General features: G+C 51.8%; 15 protein-coding genes. 10 read left to right on the top strand and 5 right to left on the bottom strand.

Annotated elements, in window-relative coordinates; translation table 11 throughout:
• Window positions 1–138: 138 nt before the first annotated feature.
• The 3 genes from ACI48K_RS02905 to ACI48K_RS02895 are packed head-to-tail and all read right to left on the bottom strand — an operon-like array spanning window position 139 to window position 2,784.
• Complete coding sequence (locus tag ACI48K_RS02905) at window positions 139–984, bottom strand: ABC transporter permease (protein WP_475026099.1); 846 nt, start codon at window positions 982–984, stop codon at window positions 139–141.
• Entirely contained in the window at window positions 968–1,771 is an 804-nt protein-coding gene (locus tag ACI48K_RS02900; protein ID WP_475026098.1) for an ABC transporter permease, read from the bottom strand. Before ACI48K_RS02900 ends, ACI48K_RS02905 begins: the two co-directional genes overlap by 17 nt.
• The gene (locus tag ACI48K_RS02895) at window positions 1,768–2,784 is read right to left on the bottom strand and encodes an ABC transporter ATP-binding protein (RefSeq protein ID WP_475026097.1); all 1,017 of its coding nucleotides are present in this window, start codon (window positions 2,782–2,784) and stop codon (window positions 1,768–1,770) included. Before ACI48K_RS02895 ends, ACI48K_RS02900 begins: the two co-directional genes overlap by 4 nt.
• A gap of 362 nt (window positions 2,785–3,146) precedes the next feature.
• On the opposite strand from ACI48K_RS02895, the gene ACI48K_RS02890 reads away from it, so the two are divergent.
• Complete coding sequence (locus ACI48K_RS02890) at window positions 3,147–3,599, top strand: MarR family winged helix-turn-helix transcriptional regulator (protein ID WP_475026096.1); 453 nt, start codon at window positions 3,147–3,149, stop codon at window positions 3,597–3,599.
• Window positions 3,596–6,733 carry an MMPL family transporter gene (locus ACI48K_RS02885; protein WP_475026095.1) on the top strand — a complete coding sequence of 1,046 codons (3,138 nt, stop codon included), beginning with the start codon at window positions 3,596–3,598 and terminating at the stop codon, window positions 6,731–6,733. Before ACI48K_RS02890 ends, ACI48K_RS02885 begins: the two co-directional genes overlap by 4 nt.
• Window positions 6,734–7,066: 333 nt before the next feature.
• Here the strand turns inward: ACI48K_RS02885 and ACI48K_RS02880 are convergent, their stop codons facing one another.
• Together ACI48K_RS02880 and ACI48K_RS02875 are read right to left on the bottom strand one after the other, a co-directional pair.
• The gene (locus tag ACI48K_RS02880) at window positions 7,067–7,738 is read right to left on the bottom strand and encodes a tetratricopeptide repeat protein (RefSeq protein WP_475026094.1); all 672 of its coding nucleotides are present in this window, start codon (window positions 7,736–7,738) and stop codon (window positions 7,067–7,069) included.
• Between the two features lie 149 nt (window positions 7,739–7,887).
• Window positions 7,888–8,424 (bottom strand): hypothetical protein, encoded by a 537-nt coding sequence (locus tag ACI48K_RS02875; protein ID WP_475026093.1) that lies wholly within the window; start codon window positions 8,422–8,424, stop codon window positions 7,888–7,890.
• 179 nt (window positions 8,425–8,603) lie between these two features.
• Here ACI48K_RS02875 and gpmA point away from each other — a divergent pair, with 179 nt between their 5' ends.
• From gpmA to ACI48K_RS02835, 8 genes are all read left to right on the top strand, one after another.
• Window positions 8,604–9,353, top strand: a complete 750-nt coding sequence (gpmA, locus tag ACI48K_RS02870) for a 2,3-diphosphoglycerate-dependent phosphoglycerate mutase (RefSeq protein WP_475026092.1) — start codon at window positions 8,604–8,606, stop codon at window positions 9,351–9,353.
• A 66-nt stretch (window positions 9,354–9,419) separates the two neighbouring features.
• On the top strand, window positions 9,420–10,130 hold the full coding sequence (locus tag ACI48K_RS02865) for a glycoside hydrolase family 73 protein (protein WP_475026091.1): 711 nt from the start codon (window positions 9,420–9,422) through the stop codon (window positions 10,128–10,130).
• Window positions 10,131–10,991: 861 nt separating this feature from the next.
• Entirely contained in the window at window positions 10,992–12,773 is a 1,782-nt protein-coding gene (locus ACI48K_RS02860; protein WP_475026090.1) for a sensor histidine kinase, read from the top strand.
• Complete coding sequence (locus tag ACI48K_RS02855; RefSeq protein WP_475026089.1) at window positions 12,766–13,827, top strand: response regulator; 1,062 nt, start codon at window positions 12,766–12,768, stop codon at window positions 13,825–13,827. The genes ACI48K_RS02860 and ACI48K_RS02855 overlap by 8 nt, the downstream gene beginning before the upstream one ends.
• A 103-nt stretch (window positions 13,828–13,930) precedes the next feature.
• Window positions 13,931–15,253, top strand: a complete 1,323-nt coding sequence (locus tag ACI48K_RS02850) for an ABC transporter substrate-binding protein (protein WP_475026088.1) — start codon at window positions 13,931–13,933, stop codon at window positions 15,251–15,253.
• An 89-nt stretch (window positions 15,254–15,342) separates the two neighbouring features.
• Complete coding sequence (locus ACI48K_RS02845) at window positions 15,343–16,227, top strand: carbohydrate ABC transporter permease (protein WP_475026087.1); 885 nt, start codon at window positions 15,343–15,345, stop codon at window positions 16,225–16,227.
• On the top strand, window positions 16,224–17,051 hold the full coding sequence (locus ACI48K_RS02840) for a carbohydrate ABC transporter permease (protein WP_475026086.1): 828 nt from the start codon (window positions 16,224–16,226) through the stop codon (window positions 17,049–17,051). The genes ACI48K_RS02845 and ACI48K_RS02840 overlap by 4 nt, the downstream gene beginning before the upstream one ends.
• Window positions 17,052–17,072: 21 nt before the next feature.
• Entirely contained in the window at window positions 17,073–19,076 is a 2,004-nt protein-coding gene (locus tag ACI48K_RS02835) for a beta-galactosidase (RefSeq protein ID WP_475026085.1), read from the top strand.
• The last annotated feature ends 81 nt before the right edge of the window (window positions 19,077–19,157 follow it).

The following is a 19,157-nucleotide window of genomic DNA, read 5'->3' as shown; positions in this document are numbered from 1 at the left end:
AGCGCATTCGGCAGAGGGCCTCCGCCCTATTCCGCTTTGTTTTATTGTATTGTGGTCAGTTTTAGAGGGTGTCCCCAAGCCATCATAAATGACCTGGGGACACCCTCTTTGCCCGGCCAGAAGGCGGACGCGAACGCCTCAGCTTCTAAGCCCGATTTTGTTGCCCGAGGAATAACGCCGCAGTCCCCGATAAAACAGGAAAACGCCAATGATGCACAGCAGAGCCGTTACCCCCGCCGCCCCGGCCATAAAAGGGGCATCCACCTTCCGCAGCAGCCCGATTGGCAGGTAGCTGATAAAACCGGCGGGAATGACGGTGAACAGCACGATTTTCCCCAAGCCTTTGAAAATGCCGGTCGGATACGTGGAAAACGTCATCAGCGCGTTAAAGAGCTGGAAGCTGAGACCCTCCGTATTGCCGAACCAGAAAGCAAGGGAGCTTGCGATCACGGTAAAAAAGATGTGGATTAAGGTGACCATCAGCAGAGCCAAACCGAATTTGACCAAGCCAAGCAATGTTCTGTCGCCGAATATGGCGTACAGCATGAGAGCGAACAAAATATCGCCGATCGCGCTGACCGACATCCGGCTGACCAGGACGTTCAGCAAAACGGGCTTGGGCTGCGCCAGATAAATATCAAGCTGACCGGTGGCAATAAGATTGGCGATGCGGGTGGAATTGCCGAACAGCACCGCCATTAAGCCAAATCCCCCGGCGGCAACGGCCCACAGCATCATTACGTCCCGCAGCTCCCAACCATTGACGACCGGGAAGCGCTGAAAGTAAAGTCCCCAGAATACAATCCAAACGATATTGTTGATAATCATCGTCCCGACCGTCAGCAGGAAACTCATCCGAAATTCCATGGCCCCCGCGAAGTTCAACTTCCAGCTTTGCCAAACAAACCGCAAAAGGCGTCTGAGCTTGCCCGGCTCGTTATATTCACTAATCCCTTTATCAATAAAATTATCCGCCGTTGACATTCAGTTTGCTCACTCCTTTCCTGTAGATTACCCGGATCAGCAGGGACAGAACAGCAATCCATAGCCACTGCGTCGCAAGCATTCCCGGAATCCGCTCAGCATTGAAGGCTACGGCCGTTCTGGCGGGAAAATACAAAATCGTCTGAAAGGGGAGGAACCGTCCGATTTGCTGCAAAGTTTCGGGGAACAGCTCCAAAGGCATCAGCATCCCGCCGATCGTAAACAGAATCTTGTTGTACACGAATTCGAGACCCCGCGTTTCCTCTACCCAAAATGAGCTCAACGCAAGCCCCATATTGAGCAGAAAATCCACCGTAAATCCTCCCCAGGCGACGATCGGAAGCCACCAAACTCCGGGTCCGGCCGGAGGAGCGCCGATGAGCAGCAGCCCCAGAATCAAGCCAAGCGCAAGATTAACGATAAAACGGATCGCCGTTTCACTGAGATATTCGACATAATGGAATGCGATGAAATTCACCGGGCGAACGAGCTTGAAGGCGACGTCTCCGCTTTTGACCTCCTCCTCGATGCGGGTGCAGAGGCTGGGGGAAGCGAGCACCATCGATTCGGTAATGATGAGGTACCACATGATCTGCTTGAAGCTGTAGCCCGCGATGATGTCCGCTCCTTCCCCGTGAAACGTTGTAAGCCAGAGCTGGAGGAAGATATAAATGACCAGCAGCAAAAAGAGGGAGCGAACAAGAAAATCCGCGATGTAGGCGAGCTGGTTCCTCAGCGTGATTTTGCCGATAAAGACGTATTTGGCCGGCTTGCTTAAAGAGATCATACGGCATCAGGCTCCTTTCCAGAGGCAGCCAATTGATCGCCGCTCTCGTACATCCGGGTGATGATCTCCTCCATCGGCGGATCCTCTACGGTCACGTCCAGTACATGGTGTTTTGCCATAATGGCCGTTAATACCGATTCGATTGAAGTGAACTCCGTATCGACGGATAAGGTCAGCTTGGTTCCGCTTTGCTCAAGGAGGTTCACTCCGGGAAGAACAAAGCCGCCCGGCAGGTCTTCCAGCACAAGCCTAACGGTCTTGGCCGTCAGAAACTGCCGCTTCATCACGTCTACCCGATCATCAAAAATCATCCGGCCGTAATTGATGACAATAGCCCGGTCGCAGAGCTTTTCGATATCTCCGGCGTCGTGGGAGGTCAAGAAAATCGTTGTGCCTTCGCCGCGGTTCATCTCCAGAATCAGCTCACGAATTCGCTGTTTGACGACCATGTCAAGCCCGATCGTAGGTTCGTCGAGAAACAGCACCTGCGGCCGATGCAGCAATGAGGCGGCAATCTCGCAGCGCATGCGTTCGCCGAGAGATAGCTTGCGAACCGGTGTGTTCAAATACGGGCCAAGCTCAAATTGTTCGATCAGATCATCCCGCCTTCGAAGATAGTCGCCGCGGCGCAGCTCGTAAATCCGGCTCATCAGCTCGAAGGTGTCGATCGGCGGCAGATGGTACCAGAGCTGCGACTTTTGCCCGAATACCGAGCCGACATGATAGGATAATTTGGTGCGATCGGTCCAGGGACAACAACCAAGCACTTCGGCGCGTCCCGATGTAGGGTGCAGAATCCCCGTCAGCATTTTGATGGTGGTGGATTTTCCTGCGCCGTTGGGACCCAGGAAGGCGAGTGTTTCTCCCTGACTTACGGAGAAAGAGATGTCCTCGACCGCGGTTTTCTCCACGTACTCGGGCCGAAGCAGCGATCTGAAGCTGCCGGCCATACCCTCCCCTTTTTTCTTTAGTCGAAAATCCTTTCTCAACTGCTCAACATGAATTGATGGCATTGGGTGTTCCCCCCTTTTCTGTTTTATCCCGCTAAAGCAAAAAAGACCCCGGTCCGTTTCGCCTAAGCAGGCGGAACTTTCCGAAGGTCTTTTAATCCTTACGGTGTAGCGCGGCGGTAAAGCCGTACCGGCTTCGCTTGGTTCGCCATCCTTTCGGAGCCGGATCCCTAGAAGCCCTTCCGTTTATTTTCCACATATTAACACGGCGTGCCAGGTTTATTCAATCCCTTTTTGCAAATTTTCATAAGGTGATTATGCATTTTCAACACAAATTTGACTTTGGGCGGTTGATGACATATAGTTTCATTGTCGAACTGTTTTATTGTAGAACTATATGGACAAGGCAAAGGAGGGGGAGATACGTGGGGGATAATGAGCCCAAGCGATTGATAGAACGGTATATGGAAGCTTTCTTTGTTGTCTCGAAACGGCTGAGGGGCGAAATTCAAGAGATTATTACGGATGACATGACGATGGAGCAGTTTCAGATTTTGGATTATATCGCAGGTCAAGGGAAATGCACTTCAACGGAGCTCGCGGAGGCTTTTGTCGTGGGTAAAAGCTCCATCACCGCAATGATCACGAGGCTTGTGGACAAGGGAATTCTGCAGCGCGCCCGGGACGAAGGCGACCGGCGGGTCGTCTATTTGTCGTTTACGGAGCGCGGGGAAGCCGATTACCATAAAGCGCAGCAGCAGATCATGAAGGTCGTGTCGACCTATATGGTGCATTTTGAGGAAGATGAAATCGAGGGATTTATCAACGCTTTTGAGAAGCTGGCCAGATTAATTTCAGAGGGAGGCTCGGGGAAATGAGATTCATCCTGAAGGCAAGGTGGGGAATCTTGCTCTTATGGATCGCAATTGCGGCCATACTGTTGGTTACGGCACCACCCATGGGTAACTTGGTGCGGGAGAAAGGGGATCTTTCCGTCCCGGACGGCTATTCCTCTTCCGAGGCATCGAAAATTTTGGCGGAAGTCGCGGATATGAAAGGCGGAAAAAAAGAGACTCAAATCGCGCTCGTCTTTCATGACGACAAGGGAATTACCGAAGACAAGAAAAATGAAGTGGAACAGGCGGTCTCGGCACTGCGGGACAATATGTCCGCGATTGGCATCGCCTCGATTACCGATCCTTTCTCCACGCCGGAAGCGGCGGACAAAATGATCTCCAAGGACGGAAAAACGATTCTGACCTCACTGGCGGTTCAGGAGGGCGGCAAAGAGCTGAAGAGCATCGAAGCGGATATTCATCATCAGCTCGATTCGATTCAGGTCGGTCATTACTTGACCGGGCAGCAGCAAATTAATGAAGATATGGTCGTCAGCTCGGAGCAAGGGCTGGAGAAGTCGGAATACTTCACGGTCATTTTTATTCTCCTCATCTTGTTCGTCGTGTTCCGTTCGCTGGTGGCGCCCTTTATTCCGCTGCTGACCGTGGGGCTCAGTTATTTGGTATCGCAGTCGATCGTGGCTTTTCTGGTCGACTCAGTGAATTTCCCGATTTCGACGTATACACAGATTTTTATGGTGGCCGTCATGTTCGGGATCGGAACCGACTACTGTATCCTGCTTATCAGCCGATTTAAAGAGGAATTGCAGCAGACGGACGACACTTGGGAAGCGATTGTTCAGACCTACCGCAAAGCGGGCAAAACGGTGTTCTTCTCCGGCCTCGCCGTGCTGGTCGGCTTTTCGACAATTGGCTTGTCGCAGTTTATGCTGTACCGATCCGCGGTAGCGGTTGCCGTGGGAATCGCCGTCATGCTGGTGGCGCTGCTGACCGTCGTGCCGTTTTTTATGGCGGTTCTGGGCAAAAGATTGTTCTGGCCGACCCGCGGCTCACTGGAGCATAAGGAGAACCGGTTCTGGGGCGCGATCGGTTCATTCTCCCTGAAACGTCCTTGGGCGGCGCTGCTGATCGTAGCGGCCGTAACGGTGCCGTTCCTGGTTTCGTACAGCGGCAACGTATCGTTCAACAGCATGGAAGAAATCGGCGATCAATACGAATCCGTAAAAGCCTACAACATTATCGCGGACAGCTTTGATCCCGGGGAAGCTCTTCCATCTACCATCGTGATCAAAAACGACGAAAAAATGGACAGTGCGGACTATATGGCACTAGCCGAGGTGATCAGCCGGAAGGTGTCTGAGGTCGACGGTGTAGCCGGCGTCCGCAGCATGAGCCGGCCAACCGGCGAAGTGATCAAGGATTTCGAGCTCAGCAGCCAGGTGAAGACGGTTGGCGACGGTCTTGGCCAAGGCAATGAGGGACTCAGCAAAATTTCTAGCGGTTTGGCTCTGGCCAGCGGCTCTCTGACCGCCAACGAACCGAAGCTGAAAGAAGCGGCTGACAGCACGGGCAAGCTGGTTGAGGGCACCGGCAAACTGAAAGACGGAATCAGCGAGCTTTCCGGCGGCTTGTCGGCCATCGAAAAGGGAATCCGCGACGGTTCCATAGGCGCCGGACAGTTGAAAGCGGGACTTCAGCAGGCGAAGAAAAGCGCCGAGGATTTGGCCGGCGCGCATGATCAGCTGCTCAAATCGTATCAGCAGATCGGAGAGGGAGTTTCCTCGCTTGGCGGCGGGATCGCCCAAATCGGCGAGCAGCTGAGCGGGGCTTCGCAGGGGCTTACCGGGCTCCAGGCCCGGTTTAACAGCCTGGAAGGGAAATTCCCTGAACTGGCAGCGGATCAGGATTATTTAACCATCCGCGGCACTGTAGCGCAAACGGGCCAAGGCATGGCTCAAATGGCGGCCGGGCTTCAGCAGGTGGAAGAAAACCTGGGGAAAGCCGCCGCAGGTCTGAAGCAAGCGAATGATGGGTATGCCAAAGCGGCCGGCGGCAGCAAACAGCTGGCCGGCGGGCTTGAGCAAATCATCGCGGGCCTCGCGAAGCTTGAGGCAGGACTGGATCAAGCTGCCGACGGTCAAGGACAGATCGTGGGGAAAATTCCGGACGTCGTCACGGGGCTGGGACAAATTCAAAATGGCCAGGAGCAAATTCAGACGGGCTTCAGCGATTTCTCCGGACAAATCTCGCAGTTGACCGACGGGCTTAATCAAAGCGTAGACGGTCTGACCCAGGTATCCGGCGGTTTGGATAGCGCCAAGGATTATTTGACGGAGGTTGGCGCTTCGAACAACGGCCTTGACGGCTGGTACGTGCCGCGGGAAGCGATGGAAAATACGCAAATGGCACAGGTTTTTGATACTTATTTATCCCAAGACCGCAAAATCATGAAAATGGATGTCGTGTTCACCAGCAACCCGTACGGGCGCCAGGCGATCGACGACGTCGATCCCGTGCTGAACGCCGTCCACGCTGCGGTAAAAGGCACGAAGCTGGAAAACGCCGATATTGCCGTAGGGGGCGTTTCAAGTACGTTCAATGATCTCAAAACGATTTCTGGGGAGGACTACACCAAAACGGTAGTGCTGATGCTGGCCGGGATCTTCATCATCCTGGTCCTGCTGCTTCGCTCCCTTGTGATGCCGGTTTACATTATATTGTCTTTGGTGCTCACGTTCTACGCTTCCCTCGGGTTCACCGAGTGGGTGTTCGTGGATATTTTCCACTATTCCGGCGTAAGCTGGGCGACGCCGTTCTTCGGCTTTGTCCTTCTGGTTGCGCTTGGCGTCGACTACAGTATCTTCCTGATGGACCGGTTTAACGAAAATAAAGAATGGGATGTCGGAGACTCGATTTTGCATTCGATGCGCAATATGGGAACGGTGATTTTGTCGGCGGCAATCATACTAGGCGGAACCATGGCTTCCATGTATCCTTCCGGCGTCATGTCCATGCTGCAAATTGCCACGCTCGTATTGTCGGGCCTTGCGCTCTACGCTGTCGTGGTGCTTCCGTTCCTGATTCCGGTCATGGTCAAAATGTTCGGGCAAGGAAACTGGTGGCCGTTCCATCGTCGCAATATCGAATCGGATTAATATTTAATGATTTGGCTATATATAAGTTGAACTTATGATTGGACGTATGGGGGCAGCCGTGTGAAATGTTCTTTCGATCGCTGTTGTGCCCGGATTTCTTTGATTTACTCAATTCGAATGGAGCAGAAATCCGGTCACAAAGGCGAACGAAGCCTATGCTTTCGATGCAGCTTTCTTGCAGAAAGCTTTTAGCTTCTGCCAGAACATCTCACCCTTTTGCCAGGTTACTTTCTTTTCTTGAACTTATATAGACACATACAAAAAAACCGCCGGCCTTGCTCATTGCAACGTGAGCAGGCAGGCGGTTTTTTGACGTCCGGATGGGTACTGGCATTAAGCGCCTCTGCGGAACCAGCTTCGCAGCGCCCATCCCCGTTCATGCCGTTTCTTGTATTTAGGCAAGCTGCGGTAAACGGCTATAGATTCATTAAAAGCTTGTTTTGCTTCTTCTTTGCGCCCGAGGGAGAGATAGAGGCTGCCGAGCAAATAATAAGCTTCGCTGGAGGAAGACTGAATTTGGCCGAATTTGGCCGCATACTCCAGCGCTTTTTGCGGATCCCGTTCGCGTAGGGCGGAGGACAAATGCAAATAAGGCTGTCCGTATCTTACGCGTTCATTGAGCTCAAGCGCGTGAAGAATTTGCTCCACACCCTCTTCGGTCCGTCCAAGACCAAGGGAAGCGCGGCCCAGATCGTCCCAAAACTCGGCCGAGGATTCTGAAGAATCCTTGGCTTCTTGAAGCAGGTCATACGCTTCCTTATAGCGCTTTTTCTCCAAAAGCAGTCCCGCAAGTTCCCGCTTGGAGGAGGTGTCGAAGTGATTGACACTGAGCTGCTGACGAAGCCGCGAAATGCGGCGGGTACGGCGGAAGGGTTTGCCGATGCTGGGGAATATTCCGATAAATCGCCGATCGATAAAATAGAAGATGACAAGCAATACCAGGATGGCGATAAACGGGTTTCCGAGCAGCCAAGATAAAAAGAAAAATAGCATAAGCTTAGTCATGGACGTCCTCCACCTGATTATAATTATTCCCAATTATACCACAGCCCTTCAAAGGCGACATTAAAAGAAGCCGCCCGCATCAGGACAGCTTCGAAGAATGAGCGTTTTTGGATGGTCTGACCATACCGGCCGCAATAGCCCTCCCGATTTTACTGATAGCTTCTCAAATGGGTGCCCGGATTGTTTTGACTGTATCCGGAGGAACCCGACATTCCGGAAATCGGGGAGCCCATGCCGGAAGAGCTGGACATTGACGAACCCATGCCGCCGGAAGCGCTGATGCTGGAAGATCCCATGCCCGAAGAGCTCATGCCTGACGATCCGTAGCCGCTTTGACTGAAGCCGGATCCTGCGCCATAGTTTGGCATGGTGTAAGAGCCTTGACCGATTCCGGGCTGCATATATCCCTGAGCCGGAGTCATGGAATGAAGGATGCTTTCGATTTGTCCGGTCAATTGACAAACGCGTTGGTATTGCTGCATACACGTCTGATGCCCTTGGAGCGCGGACTGAATCGTTTGGGCGGCTCTGCGCTCGCGTTGGGCCAATTCCTCAAGCTGCATGGCGTTTTGCTGCTCCTGCTGCATCAGCTGTTGATAAGTCGTCGAAGCTTGACGGGTTTGTTGTTCCAACTGCTGCATCAATTGTTCGATTTCACGGATTTGCGGACTGACGTTCATGTGCATTTGAATTGTAATCCTCCTCTAAGATAGGTTGGTATTGGCAGCGCCAAAGGTTATATTGCCCTCGCGCTGGAACGGTATGCATGGATTCGCGAGGGGTGAAACGAATGTGAAAAGTTGATATTGAAGTCGTATAATGAAGATGAAATGTTGAGATTTTAGAAGGGAAAGGAGCAGAAATCATGTACAAATTGGTGTTGGTCAGACATGGGGAAAGCGATTGGAACAAATCCAACCTGTTTACGGGCTGGACGGACGTGGATTTGTCGGAAAAAGGGGTGCGCGAGGCGAAGGAAGCCGGGCAAATGCTCAAAGAGGAGAAATTCGAATTTGATATTGCCTTCACATCTTATCTTAAACGGGCGATCAAAACCTTGGACTACATCCTTGACGAAATGAATCTGCTCTGGATTCCGGTTCACAAAACCTGGCAGCTGAACGAGCGGCATTACGGCGCCCTTCAGGGATTGAGCAAAGAAACAACCGCCAAGCAATACGGCGATGATCAAGTCATGCTATGGCGCAGAAGCTATGATGTGCTTCCTCCCGCGCTGACACCGGACGACGAGAGATATCCGCGCAACGACATCAAGTACCGGGACTTGCCGGATCAATTTATTCCTTTGACCGAAAGCCTGAAGGAAACCATCGTGCGGGTTGAAGACTACTGGGAAAACGAAATCACTCCGCAGATCAAGGCCGGCAAAAAAGTCATCATCGCGGCGCACGGCAATAGTCTAAGAGCTTTGATCAAATATCTCGAAGGCCTGAGCAGAGAAGAAATCGTCGACGTCAATATTCCTACCGGAACTCCGCTCGTGTATACGCTTGACGACCATTTGAAGCCGATAGATAAAACTTATCTCGGAAGCGAAGGACGGACCACGAGCAAAATCGAAAAAGCCGCCAATCCCGAACAAATTCTGGAATAGAAATTTGGGACGTGTCGCACAAGCCGATGATATCGCCGCTTCATTAAATATAGTGGAGGTGGCGGGATGAACAGGAATGACTTTATCGCCAAAATAGCGCCTTCCGCCGTAAACGGCTGGCTGGAAAGCGGCGTTGCGGCATCCTTGACCATTGCGCAAGCAGCGCTCGAATCCGACTGGGGGAACAGCGGACTTACGCTTCAAGCCAACAATTTGTTCGGCATAAAAGGCTCGGGACCGGCGGGGAGCATCACGATGCCCACAACCGAATACCGGGGCGGAAAGCCAGTCAAAGTAAACGCGGCTTTTCGCAAATACAACTCCTGGGCCGAATCCGTCAGAGATCATACCGTACTTTTGCTCAGCTCCCGTTATGCCGGGGTTCTCCACCTGACGGGACAGGCAGCGGCCCGTGCCGCGGCGGCAGCCGGTTATGCCACCGATCCGAATTACGCGAACAAGCTGATCAGCCTGATGGACAGCTACGACCTATACCGATTTGACGAGTTGGGAGGGGATGAGCCGATGACAGCCGAAGAGAAGACGCAGTTCGACGCTTTGCTGGAAATGGTGCAGAAGCAAGCGGACCGAATCGCCAGGCTGGAGAAGATGGAGCAGACCGGTATTCCGGAATGGGCCAAAGAGGCGGTTGCGGCAGCGGTCAACTATGATCAGGCCGCTCCGCTGATCAACAACCCCGAACAGGGAAGCCTTGATTTTTACCGCTTGATTACGGTCATGCACCGGAGGGGACTTTTTACGAAGCAGGGGAAATGAAGGAATGATAACGATATGCTGCCGGAACCTGATAAGGGTTTGGGCAGCATTTTTGTTAATGGCTTCAGCCAGTTGAGCACGCGAAGCGTGGGGTTAATGACTAGCACCTCATCAACTCCAAATAGACTCTTCATGCCACTTTTCAACGACGAAACCACACTAACTGGAAATCCTCCTGTTAATTGGGCCCATATTGAATCTGAACGAACATTAACTGGAAATCCTCCAGCTAAATCATCGATTTTGGCCACAGACTCCCTCGTTTGCCGAAATTAGTAGGAGCTTTTCCAGTTAAATCGTCGTAATTCCTCATTTTGCTTAAATTAGTAGGAGCTTTTCCCGTTATTAGATCGTAAATAAGTTAACTTCGAGCTCCAGATGGGAATTTTCCGGTTAATCGAGAACCAATAAAAGTTGAGCGCGGCTTCTAACGAGAATTCTCACGTGAAATATGTTTAAAAGGATCATCTGCGCTCTAGAGGCCTTTAGGCGCGGGCCGGCCATATACCCTTAGTGCCTTAGAGCAAACCACCCGTTTGACGGGTGTTTATGATTGTATAAGGATAATTCCTTGGCGAATACGACATATTCCGATAAAATACTACATGAAGATGGTGTTTTCGACAAATTTGCCGAAAAAATAATAATTATTACCCATTCTTTTTTTGCAGATTAAAATAATCCAATTCCCAAGTACCATTTTGTCCAATTGAACGAATGCGGTTCTACCCTATAATGAAAGCGTAATCATTTCGATTCTTTGGGCCAATCCGAAACTACGTCTCGATATATATCGCGGGGCGTTTGTTTTTTATACGACTCATCCAATACAAAAAGATCGAGCGGGGGGCTTGAACAACAATGATTGCCAAATGGATGAAGAAGCTTACGGGGCCTTTCCGGCGCAGTATCCGCAATAAACTGATCCTTGCCATGATTATTTTGGCGGTTGTTCCGATTGTCACGATTACGGCTCTCGCTGCGGAGAACAGTCGCAGATCCATGGAGGCTGAGGTCATCCGGACGAATCTCTCCAATATGAAATGGACGTCGGTTTATGTGGGAGACGAATTCTCCCGGCTTAACAACCTGATCTACACGGTGCTGATCAATCCCAATTTGAGCGATTATCTGGCAAATGCGGGAGAGACCAGCCTGTCCAGTCAATTCTCCGCGCAAAAAAATATCATCGACATGCTGCTCAACCTGTTTTATTCCGCAGGCAACCAGGTCATCGGCGTAGAGCTGTATCTGAAGGAATCCAACAAGTTGTTTACGGTCAACGCTTCGCAGAATGATCTCAAATCCCCTGGAGATGTTCCGGCCCCGTATAAACAGCTGCTGGATCAAAACAAAGACTTCATGATCCTGGCTGACGGCAGTGACAAAAGCAAGTTTCAGCTCGTCCGCAGCATCAACCGCTTTGAGGATCGGGAGAAACTCGGCGGGGTCTCGCTGGAAATCCGCTGGGGTGTGCTGGATCAGACTTTGAAGCTGCTTGGACGCGGAAACGTACAAACGGTGTTTATCGCCGGACCCGACGGGGCGGTGCTGTATCAGCCTTGGGGGCAGGCGCCGTCTGCAGAGACGCTAAAGCGGGTTGCCGGCACAACCGATGCGGAAGGTTATTTTCGCTCCGATCATGAGTATGTGTTCTACAGCACGATAGATCCCGTTGGTCTAAAGCTGATCACGGTCGTCCCGAACAGTTTCATTAATCAAAGCGCGCTTGCCACCATGAACTTCGGGCTGATTGTGGGCTCGGTTTCGGTCATTGTTGCGATTCTTGTCGCGGCTATTTTGGCTTGGCGGCTGGCAGCGCCGATCGTGACGGTGGCCCGCTCCATCAAAGGGTTTGAGCTCATGAAGGAACGGGAGGTTCAGATCAGCAGCCGCATGGACGAAATCGGTTTTCTGGAAACGAAGCTCTATCAAATGTCCCACCGCATCAGGGAGCATATTAAAACGGAATATATTATCGGACTGGATAAGAAAAGCGCCGAGCTGAAAGCGCTGCAAGCGCAAATTAACCCGCATTTCCTGCAAAATACGCTGCAAATGATCGGGAGCATGCTGTTCAAGCGCAATCCCGAAGAAATCTACGAGGTGATCAGGTCGCTGAGCGATATGTTCCGCTACATTATCCGGGAGCCTGAAGATGTGGCGCCGCTGCATGCGGAGCTCAACCATATGAACAATTACATGCAAATTCAGAAGCAACGTTTTGCTTCCCGGCTTCATTTTAACACCGAGGTGGATGAAGAAGCTTTGAACAGCGCCATTCCGAAGTTAAGCCTTCAGCCGATCGTGGAAAACGCTTTTTCCCACGGGCTGGAGCCGAAGTCGGGTCCATGGGAGCTGACGGTTAAAATTACACGCGTGGATAACGATGTGGTCATCAGCATTCGCGACAACGGAATCGGGATGGACGAGAGCAGGCTGGAGGAGCTGCGCAGACAGCTGAACGACCCGGCCGAAGGTTTATGGACTCGCGGCGGCCGAATTGGCCTTCATAATGTGGCTTCCCGGATTCAAATGCATTTCGGTGAACGGTACGGGCTAAGCGTGGACAGCCGGTTCGGACAAGGCACGACGGTGACGCTCAGAATTCCGCTTGAAAGGGACGGTGATTACCTTGATTAAAGTACTGCTGGTGGACGATGAAAGCTGGAACCGCGATATTTTGCGGACCTTTGGCTTATGGGAAGAACAGGGGATGGAGATTGTCGGAGAGGCGGAAGATGGCGTGGAAGCATTGCGCCTTACGGAGTTGTTGTCTCCGGAAATCGTGATTACCGATATGAGGATGCCCGGGACGGACGGCGTCATGCTGATGGACCATTTGCATGCCCGTTTCCCCGGGATCAAAATTGTAGTCGTCAGCGGTTACGATGACTTCAAATACGCCCAGAATGCCATCCGTTACGGGGCGGTGGATTATTTGCTGAAGCCCGTGGGTCTGGAGGAACTGAACGCGGTTTTGAGCCGCTGCAAGAAAGAACTGCTGGAAACCTCGAGGGAAGCAGGATCGCTTTCTCTCGATATCGATGTCTCCTATTTTCTGTCCCCTTATAAGCAGCGGCTCCGGGTTCTTTTTAACGAATTGAATGTGGAGGGTGTGTTTGACGCTCTGCAGGAAATGGGAGAGGAATTGGAGCTGGGCGGCAGACTTTCGCAAAGCGTGTTATGGCAGGTTGCACAGGAAATGCTGCTGCTTCTGAAGGAGCTCCTGGCCGACAATGCGCTGGAGTCCGAAACGCTGAGTTTTGAGCTGAACCAGGAGAGTTTGACATCTTGCAGGAATGTGGCGGCCTTTCTGATCGGGCTGTATCTGGAACATTTGCACCAGTTGATCGAGCAGCGAAAATTCAAAAACAAACTGAATCTGGATGGAGTCAGACGGTATATAGACAGCCATTTCTCGGAGGTTGTGACGCTGGAGAACCTGGCCAGAATATTTTTCGTAAGCAAAGAGTATTTGAGCAAAGCGTTTAAGCAGGAATACGGATTTAACATTACGGATTACATTTTGCAGCTCCGTATGGAAAAAGCGAAGCAATGGCTCATGGAAGAGGAAATTCCCATCAAGACGGTGGCGGAGCTGACCGGCTACGAGGATGTGGCCTATTTTCACCGGGTATTCAAGAAGCATTACGGTATGGCTCCAGGCGAAATGAGAAGACAAGGGCAGGTTTAAAAATATCCAATGCAAGAGGGTAATTCCGTCCAATTAAACGCTTTCACGATCCGGTTAAAATGAAAACGTAAACATTACCTACACATTGGGAGGTCTTAACGAGATGAGAAAAACGACGAAAGGCGTGCTTTGTGCAGTTCTCGCCACGACGATGCTTCTGGGCGGCTGCGGCGGCGGAAATGGCGGCAACGGCAGTAACTCCGCAAACGGCAACGCGGCGGCAAATAGCGGAGCGAACAGCGAAAAGGCCACAAGCGCCAAGCTGAAAATCTTCATCGGGATTCCGCGTTTCAAGGAGCAATTCGACAAGTACATTGCCGCTTTTACAGCTAAAGAAAAGGCGGAGAAAAACATCGATGTTTCCGTTCAGCTTGAAATGCCAACCTCGGATACGGCAGCGCAAATTTTGAAGACTCGGCTGGCATCCAACGACGCGCCCGATATTTTCTCCATTCACGCGGTCAACGACATTCCTTCATTTTACAAAGCCGGTTATCTGGAAGATCTGACCAGCCAGCCGTTTACGGGCAAGCTGCTTGACAGCGTCAAGCCGATGGTGACAACCACCGACGGGAAAATCGTAGCACTGCCGCTCGAAACATTGTCTTGGGGGTATCTGTACAACAAAAAAATGTTCACGGACCTCGGAATCACCCCGCCAACGACCTTGACCGAAATGAAAGCCGTGATCGAGAAACTGAAGGCGAACAACATCACTCCTTTTGAACTCGCTTACAAAGAGTCTTGGATTCCTCAGCTCGTGCTTCCGCTGGCGGTCGGCGAAATGGTGCAGACCAAGACGCCGGACTTTATCGATCGCATGAACAAGGACGAGGGTTCCTTCAGCGAAATGAAATCGGCCATTTTCGATATCTTTGACTTGATCAATGAGAACGGTACGCCAAGAGCGACCGAAGTGGGCGGCGACGACGGCGCGGCAGCCTTTGCTTCCGGGAAAGCGGCCATGTGGCTGCAAGGGCCATGGTATGCGGATACGATTTTGAAATCCGATCCGAATTTCGAATTCGGCGTAGCTCCGCTTCCGATCAGCGAAGATCCGAGCCAAGCGTTGATCGACCTGAGCGCATCCACGTCCCTGGCCGTATCTCCGACCAGCAAAAACAAAGAAGTCGCGCTTGATTTCCTGAATTACGTGCTGGACGACAAAGATTCCAATGATTTCTTCCAAGCGCTGAAATTCAATCCGGTAGCTACGGTTCATACCTTCAAGAGCTATCCTTGGATCGACGACGCCACGGTTTACGTGAAAGAAGGCAAGTCCTTCCAAGATCCGGTCATTCCGCAAATCGTCAAAGACGAAATCGGGAAAGGGCTGCAGGCTTATTATGCGGGCCAAATGTCGCAGGACGACGTGATCAAAGCGCTCGACAAGGCGTGGAAATCGTTTAATAAAGTCAATCAGTAATAGCTTATATGGCGGGATGGAAGGAGAGGGAGCCCCTTCTTTTCCATCCCGCTTTACCTATATAAAAATATCGGAGAGGGGCGAATACTGTGCCTACCAAGAGCTACAAAAAATATATCTCCCTGTTTGCTTTCATTGCGCCCGCGTTTATCTTTTACGCCATCTTTTTGCTGATTCCTACATTTGGCGGGATGTTCTACAGCTTCACGGACTGGAACGGACTCAATCGGGACTATTCATTCATCGGATTGGGGAACTTCGTTGAAGCGCTGACGCAAGACCCGGATTTCATACATTCCTTGCTGTTTACGCTGAAATACGTGCTGTTCATGGTTGTGCTGCAAAATCTGTTTGCGCTCGTGCTGGCCGTTTTCATTGAAACCAGAACAAGAACCAAGGGATTTTTCCGCACGATCTTCTTCATGCCGAATATGATCAGTACGATCATCAGCGCCTTCATGTGGACGTTTGTGTTCTCCCAGGTGCTGCCGCAATTGGCCGAAAAGACGTCGCTTCATTTCCTTAATCAGCTGTGGATCGGCGATCCGCATGTTTCCTTTTTCTCGATCCTGACAGTGGCGCTGTGGAATGGCGTCGGGTATATGATGATCATTTATCTGGCCGCGCTGCAGGGCGTTCCCGAAAGCCTGAAGGAAGCGGCCGTAATCGACGGCGCGACGCCTTTTCAAACGTTCCGCAAAGTGACGCTTCCCATGATCACGCATGCCTTGACCATTTGTTTCTTTCTGACGCTGAACGGCGCTTTCAAAGTGTTCGAGGTCGTTTACGGCCTTACCGGCGGCGGACCGGGACGCAGCACCCAGGTCATTACGATGAACATTTACGAAGAGGCCTTTTCGAACAACTTCCGCTATGGCTATGCCAGCGCCAAATCGGTGATTTTGTTCGCATTTATTTTACTCTTCACCTTTATTGAGATCAGCATCATGAAGAAAAAAGAGGTGGAAGCATGAGACTCAAAAGACCGTCATCTCTGTTCATCACGCTGTTTCTGTGCGTCGGCGCCATCTTCTCTTTTTTTCCGATTTATCTGGCTCTGATCAATTCGGTGAAGACGCAGGGCGAAATGTTTGCCTCCTTTACGTCGCTGCCCACCAAGCTGCATTTTGAAAACTACACCCAGGCCTTTGACAAAATCAATCTGTTTCACAGCATGCTGAACTCCATCATTGTCTCGATCATCGGGATCGCGGGAATCGTCTTTTGCTCCGCGCTTGCGGGCTACAAACTATCGCGGACGGGCGGAAAGCTGAGCGGACTGATTTTCTTCCTGTTTATTTCTTCGATGCTGGTGCCTTTTCACTCCATCATGATCCCGCTGACCCGGATGGCCAACGCTCTGCACGTCAGCGGAAGCACCTACGGTCTGGCGGTTATTTATGTCGGCATCGGCGTCAACATGGCGATCTTTTTGTACCACGGTTTCGTTAAGTCCGTCCCGCGCGAACTGGAGGAGGCGGCCAAAATCGACGGCTGCGGGGAATTCCAAACGTTTTTCCGCATTATTTTCCCGCTGTTGCTGCCGATTACGGTGACGATCGCGATTTTGGACTTTTTGTGGATTTGGAACGACTTCCTGCTGCCGCTCTTGATGCTCGCCGACGCGACCAAATATACGTTGATTCTGTCCACGAACACGCTGTTCGGCGAATATAACAAGGAATGGTCGCTGATTCTGGCGGCTCTCGTCCTGACGGCGCTGCCGGTTATCGTGATTTACTCGTTTTTCCAGAAGTTCATTATGGAAGGCATTGCCGAAGGGGCCATCAAAGGCTAGTCCTTGAAAGGAGCTGTGCCCATGGCCAAGCTAAGATACGGAGTCGCTTATTACGACGAATATATGCCCTGCGAGCGGCTGTATGAAGACATCGCGATGATGCAAGAAGCGGGGATCAACGTCGTCCGCATTGCCGAGTCAACCTGGAGCACCCACGAGCCGCAAAACGGCGTCTTCGACTTCACTTCGGTGGACCGGGTGCTTGACGCGATGCATAACGCCGGAATCGAAGTGATCGTGGGAACACCAACTTACGCCGTTCCGACCTGGCTGGTGAAAGAGCATCCCGGGATTTTGGCCGTCACCGCCAAAGGGGCCGGGCATTATGGAGCCAGACAGATTATGGATATCACAAACCCGGTCTATCTGTTCCACGCGGAGCGGATCATTCGCAGACTGATCGGACATGTCTGCAAGCATCCTGCGGTTATCGGGTACCAGGCGGATAATGAAACAAAGCATTACGACACTGCCGGGGAAAACGTACAGCTCCGGTTCGTCAAGTATATGAGGGAGAAGTACCGCTCGCTGGACGTGATTAACGCCAGATTCGGGCTGGATTACTGGAGCAACCGGATCGACAGCTGGGAGGACTTCCCTTCGATGGTGGGCACCATCAACGGGAGCCTGGGGGCAGAATTCGCTAAGTTTCAGCGGGAGCTGGTCACGGATTTTCTGGCTTGGCAGGTGGAGCTGATCAATGAATACAAGCAGCCGGGACAATTCGTCACGCAAAATTTTGATTTGGATTTCCGCGGTTATTCGTATGGCGTGCAGCCGTCGGTGGACCATTTTGCCGCGGCTCGGGCTTTCGATATCGCCGGCGTCGATATTTATCACCCTGGCCAGCATGAGCTGACGGGGGCGGAGATCTCGTTCGGCGGGGATCTGGCTCGCTCTTTAAAGCGCGGCAATTATCTGGTTATGGAGACGCAGGCCCAAGGCTTTTCGCATTGGACGCCGTACCCGGGGCAGCTAAGACTGCAGGCTTTCAGCCACCTGGCTTCCGGCGCCAATATGGTCGCTTACTGGCATTGGCATTCGATCCACAATTCCATCGAAACGTATTGGAAAGGGCTGCTTAGCCATGATTTCAAACCCAATCCGGTCTTTCTTGAAGCCAAAACGATTGGAAGGGACTTTCATGTCTTAAGCGAACAGTTGGCGGGTCTGCGAAAAGAGAACAAAATCGCCGTCATGATCAGCAATGAGTCATTGACGGCGATGGAGTGGTTCAAGCTGCCGGATGGCCGGAAGTACAACGATGTAGTCCGATGGCTGTACGACGAACTGTACCGGATGAATCTCGAATGTGACTTTATCCCGCCTTCCTATGAGGATTTATCTCAATACAGCTTGATCGTTGTTCCGGCATTGTACGCGGCCCCGGATGTCGCTTTGGAGCGGCTGAACGCTTATGTCCGGCAAGGCGGACACGTCGTGTATTCCTTCAAAAGCGGCTTCGCCGATGAAATCGTAAAAGTGCGGCACATCACGCAGCCGGGAATCATCGGCGAAGCTTGCGGCATCGAGTACAGCATGTTCGTCTCGCCCCACGAGACCGGATTGAAGCGGGTGAGCGAGAGCGTCGGGGCGGAGGAAGGCCTCATAGAGTCCTGGATGGAGCTGATTACCCCGACTACGGCGGAAGTGCTGTACCGCTACGATCATCCTGCATGGGGCGAATACGCGGCGATTACCCGCAACCGCTTTGGCCTGGGAACGGCAACATATATCGGCTGCATGGCGGATTCATCCGTCGTGAAAAGCGTGCTTAAAGCGGCCGCTCAAGGGGCGGGGCTTTGGGGAAAAGACCAAGAGCTTGCTTTTCCGGTCGTCGTAAAATCGGGAATCAATCAGGATGGCAAAACCATCCGGTATTATTTCAATTACTCCGATGCCGCGGTGTCCTTAAACAATCCGCATGGGGATGCGGTGGAGCTTTTATCGGAGACAGAGTTAAAGAAGGATGCGCAGATAGAGATTGGAGCTTGGGGAGTACGGATTTATTTGATGAAAGATTAAAACTTGTTTGAACTAACAGCAAGAAACCGTTGCTTTCGTAAATGGTTGGTTGGCATCCATTTTACAAAAGAACGGTTTCTT

It is taken from the genome of Paenibacillus terrisolis (genome assembly GCF_056171975.1).
The sequence above is the reverse complement of the archived record's forward strand: the minus strand, read 5'-3'. Positions and strand labels throughout refer to the sequence as shown.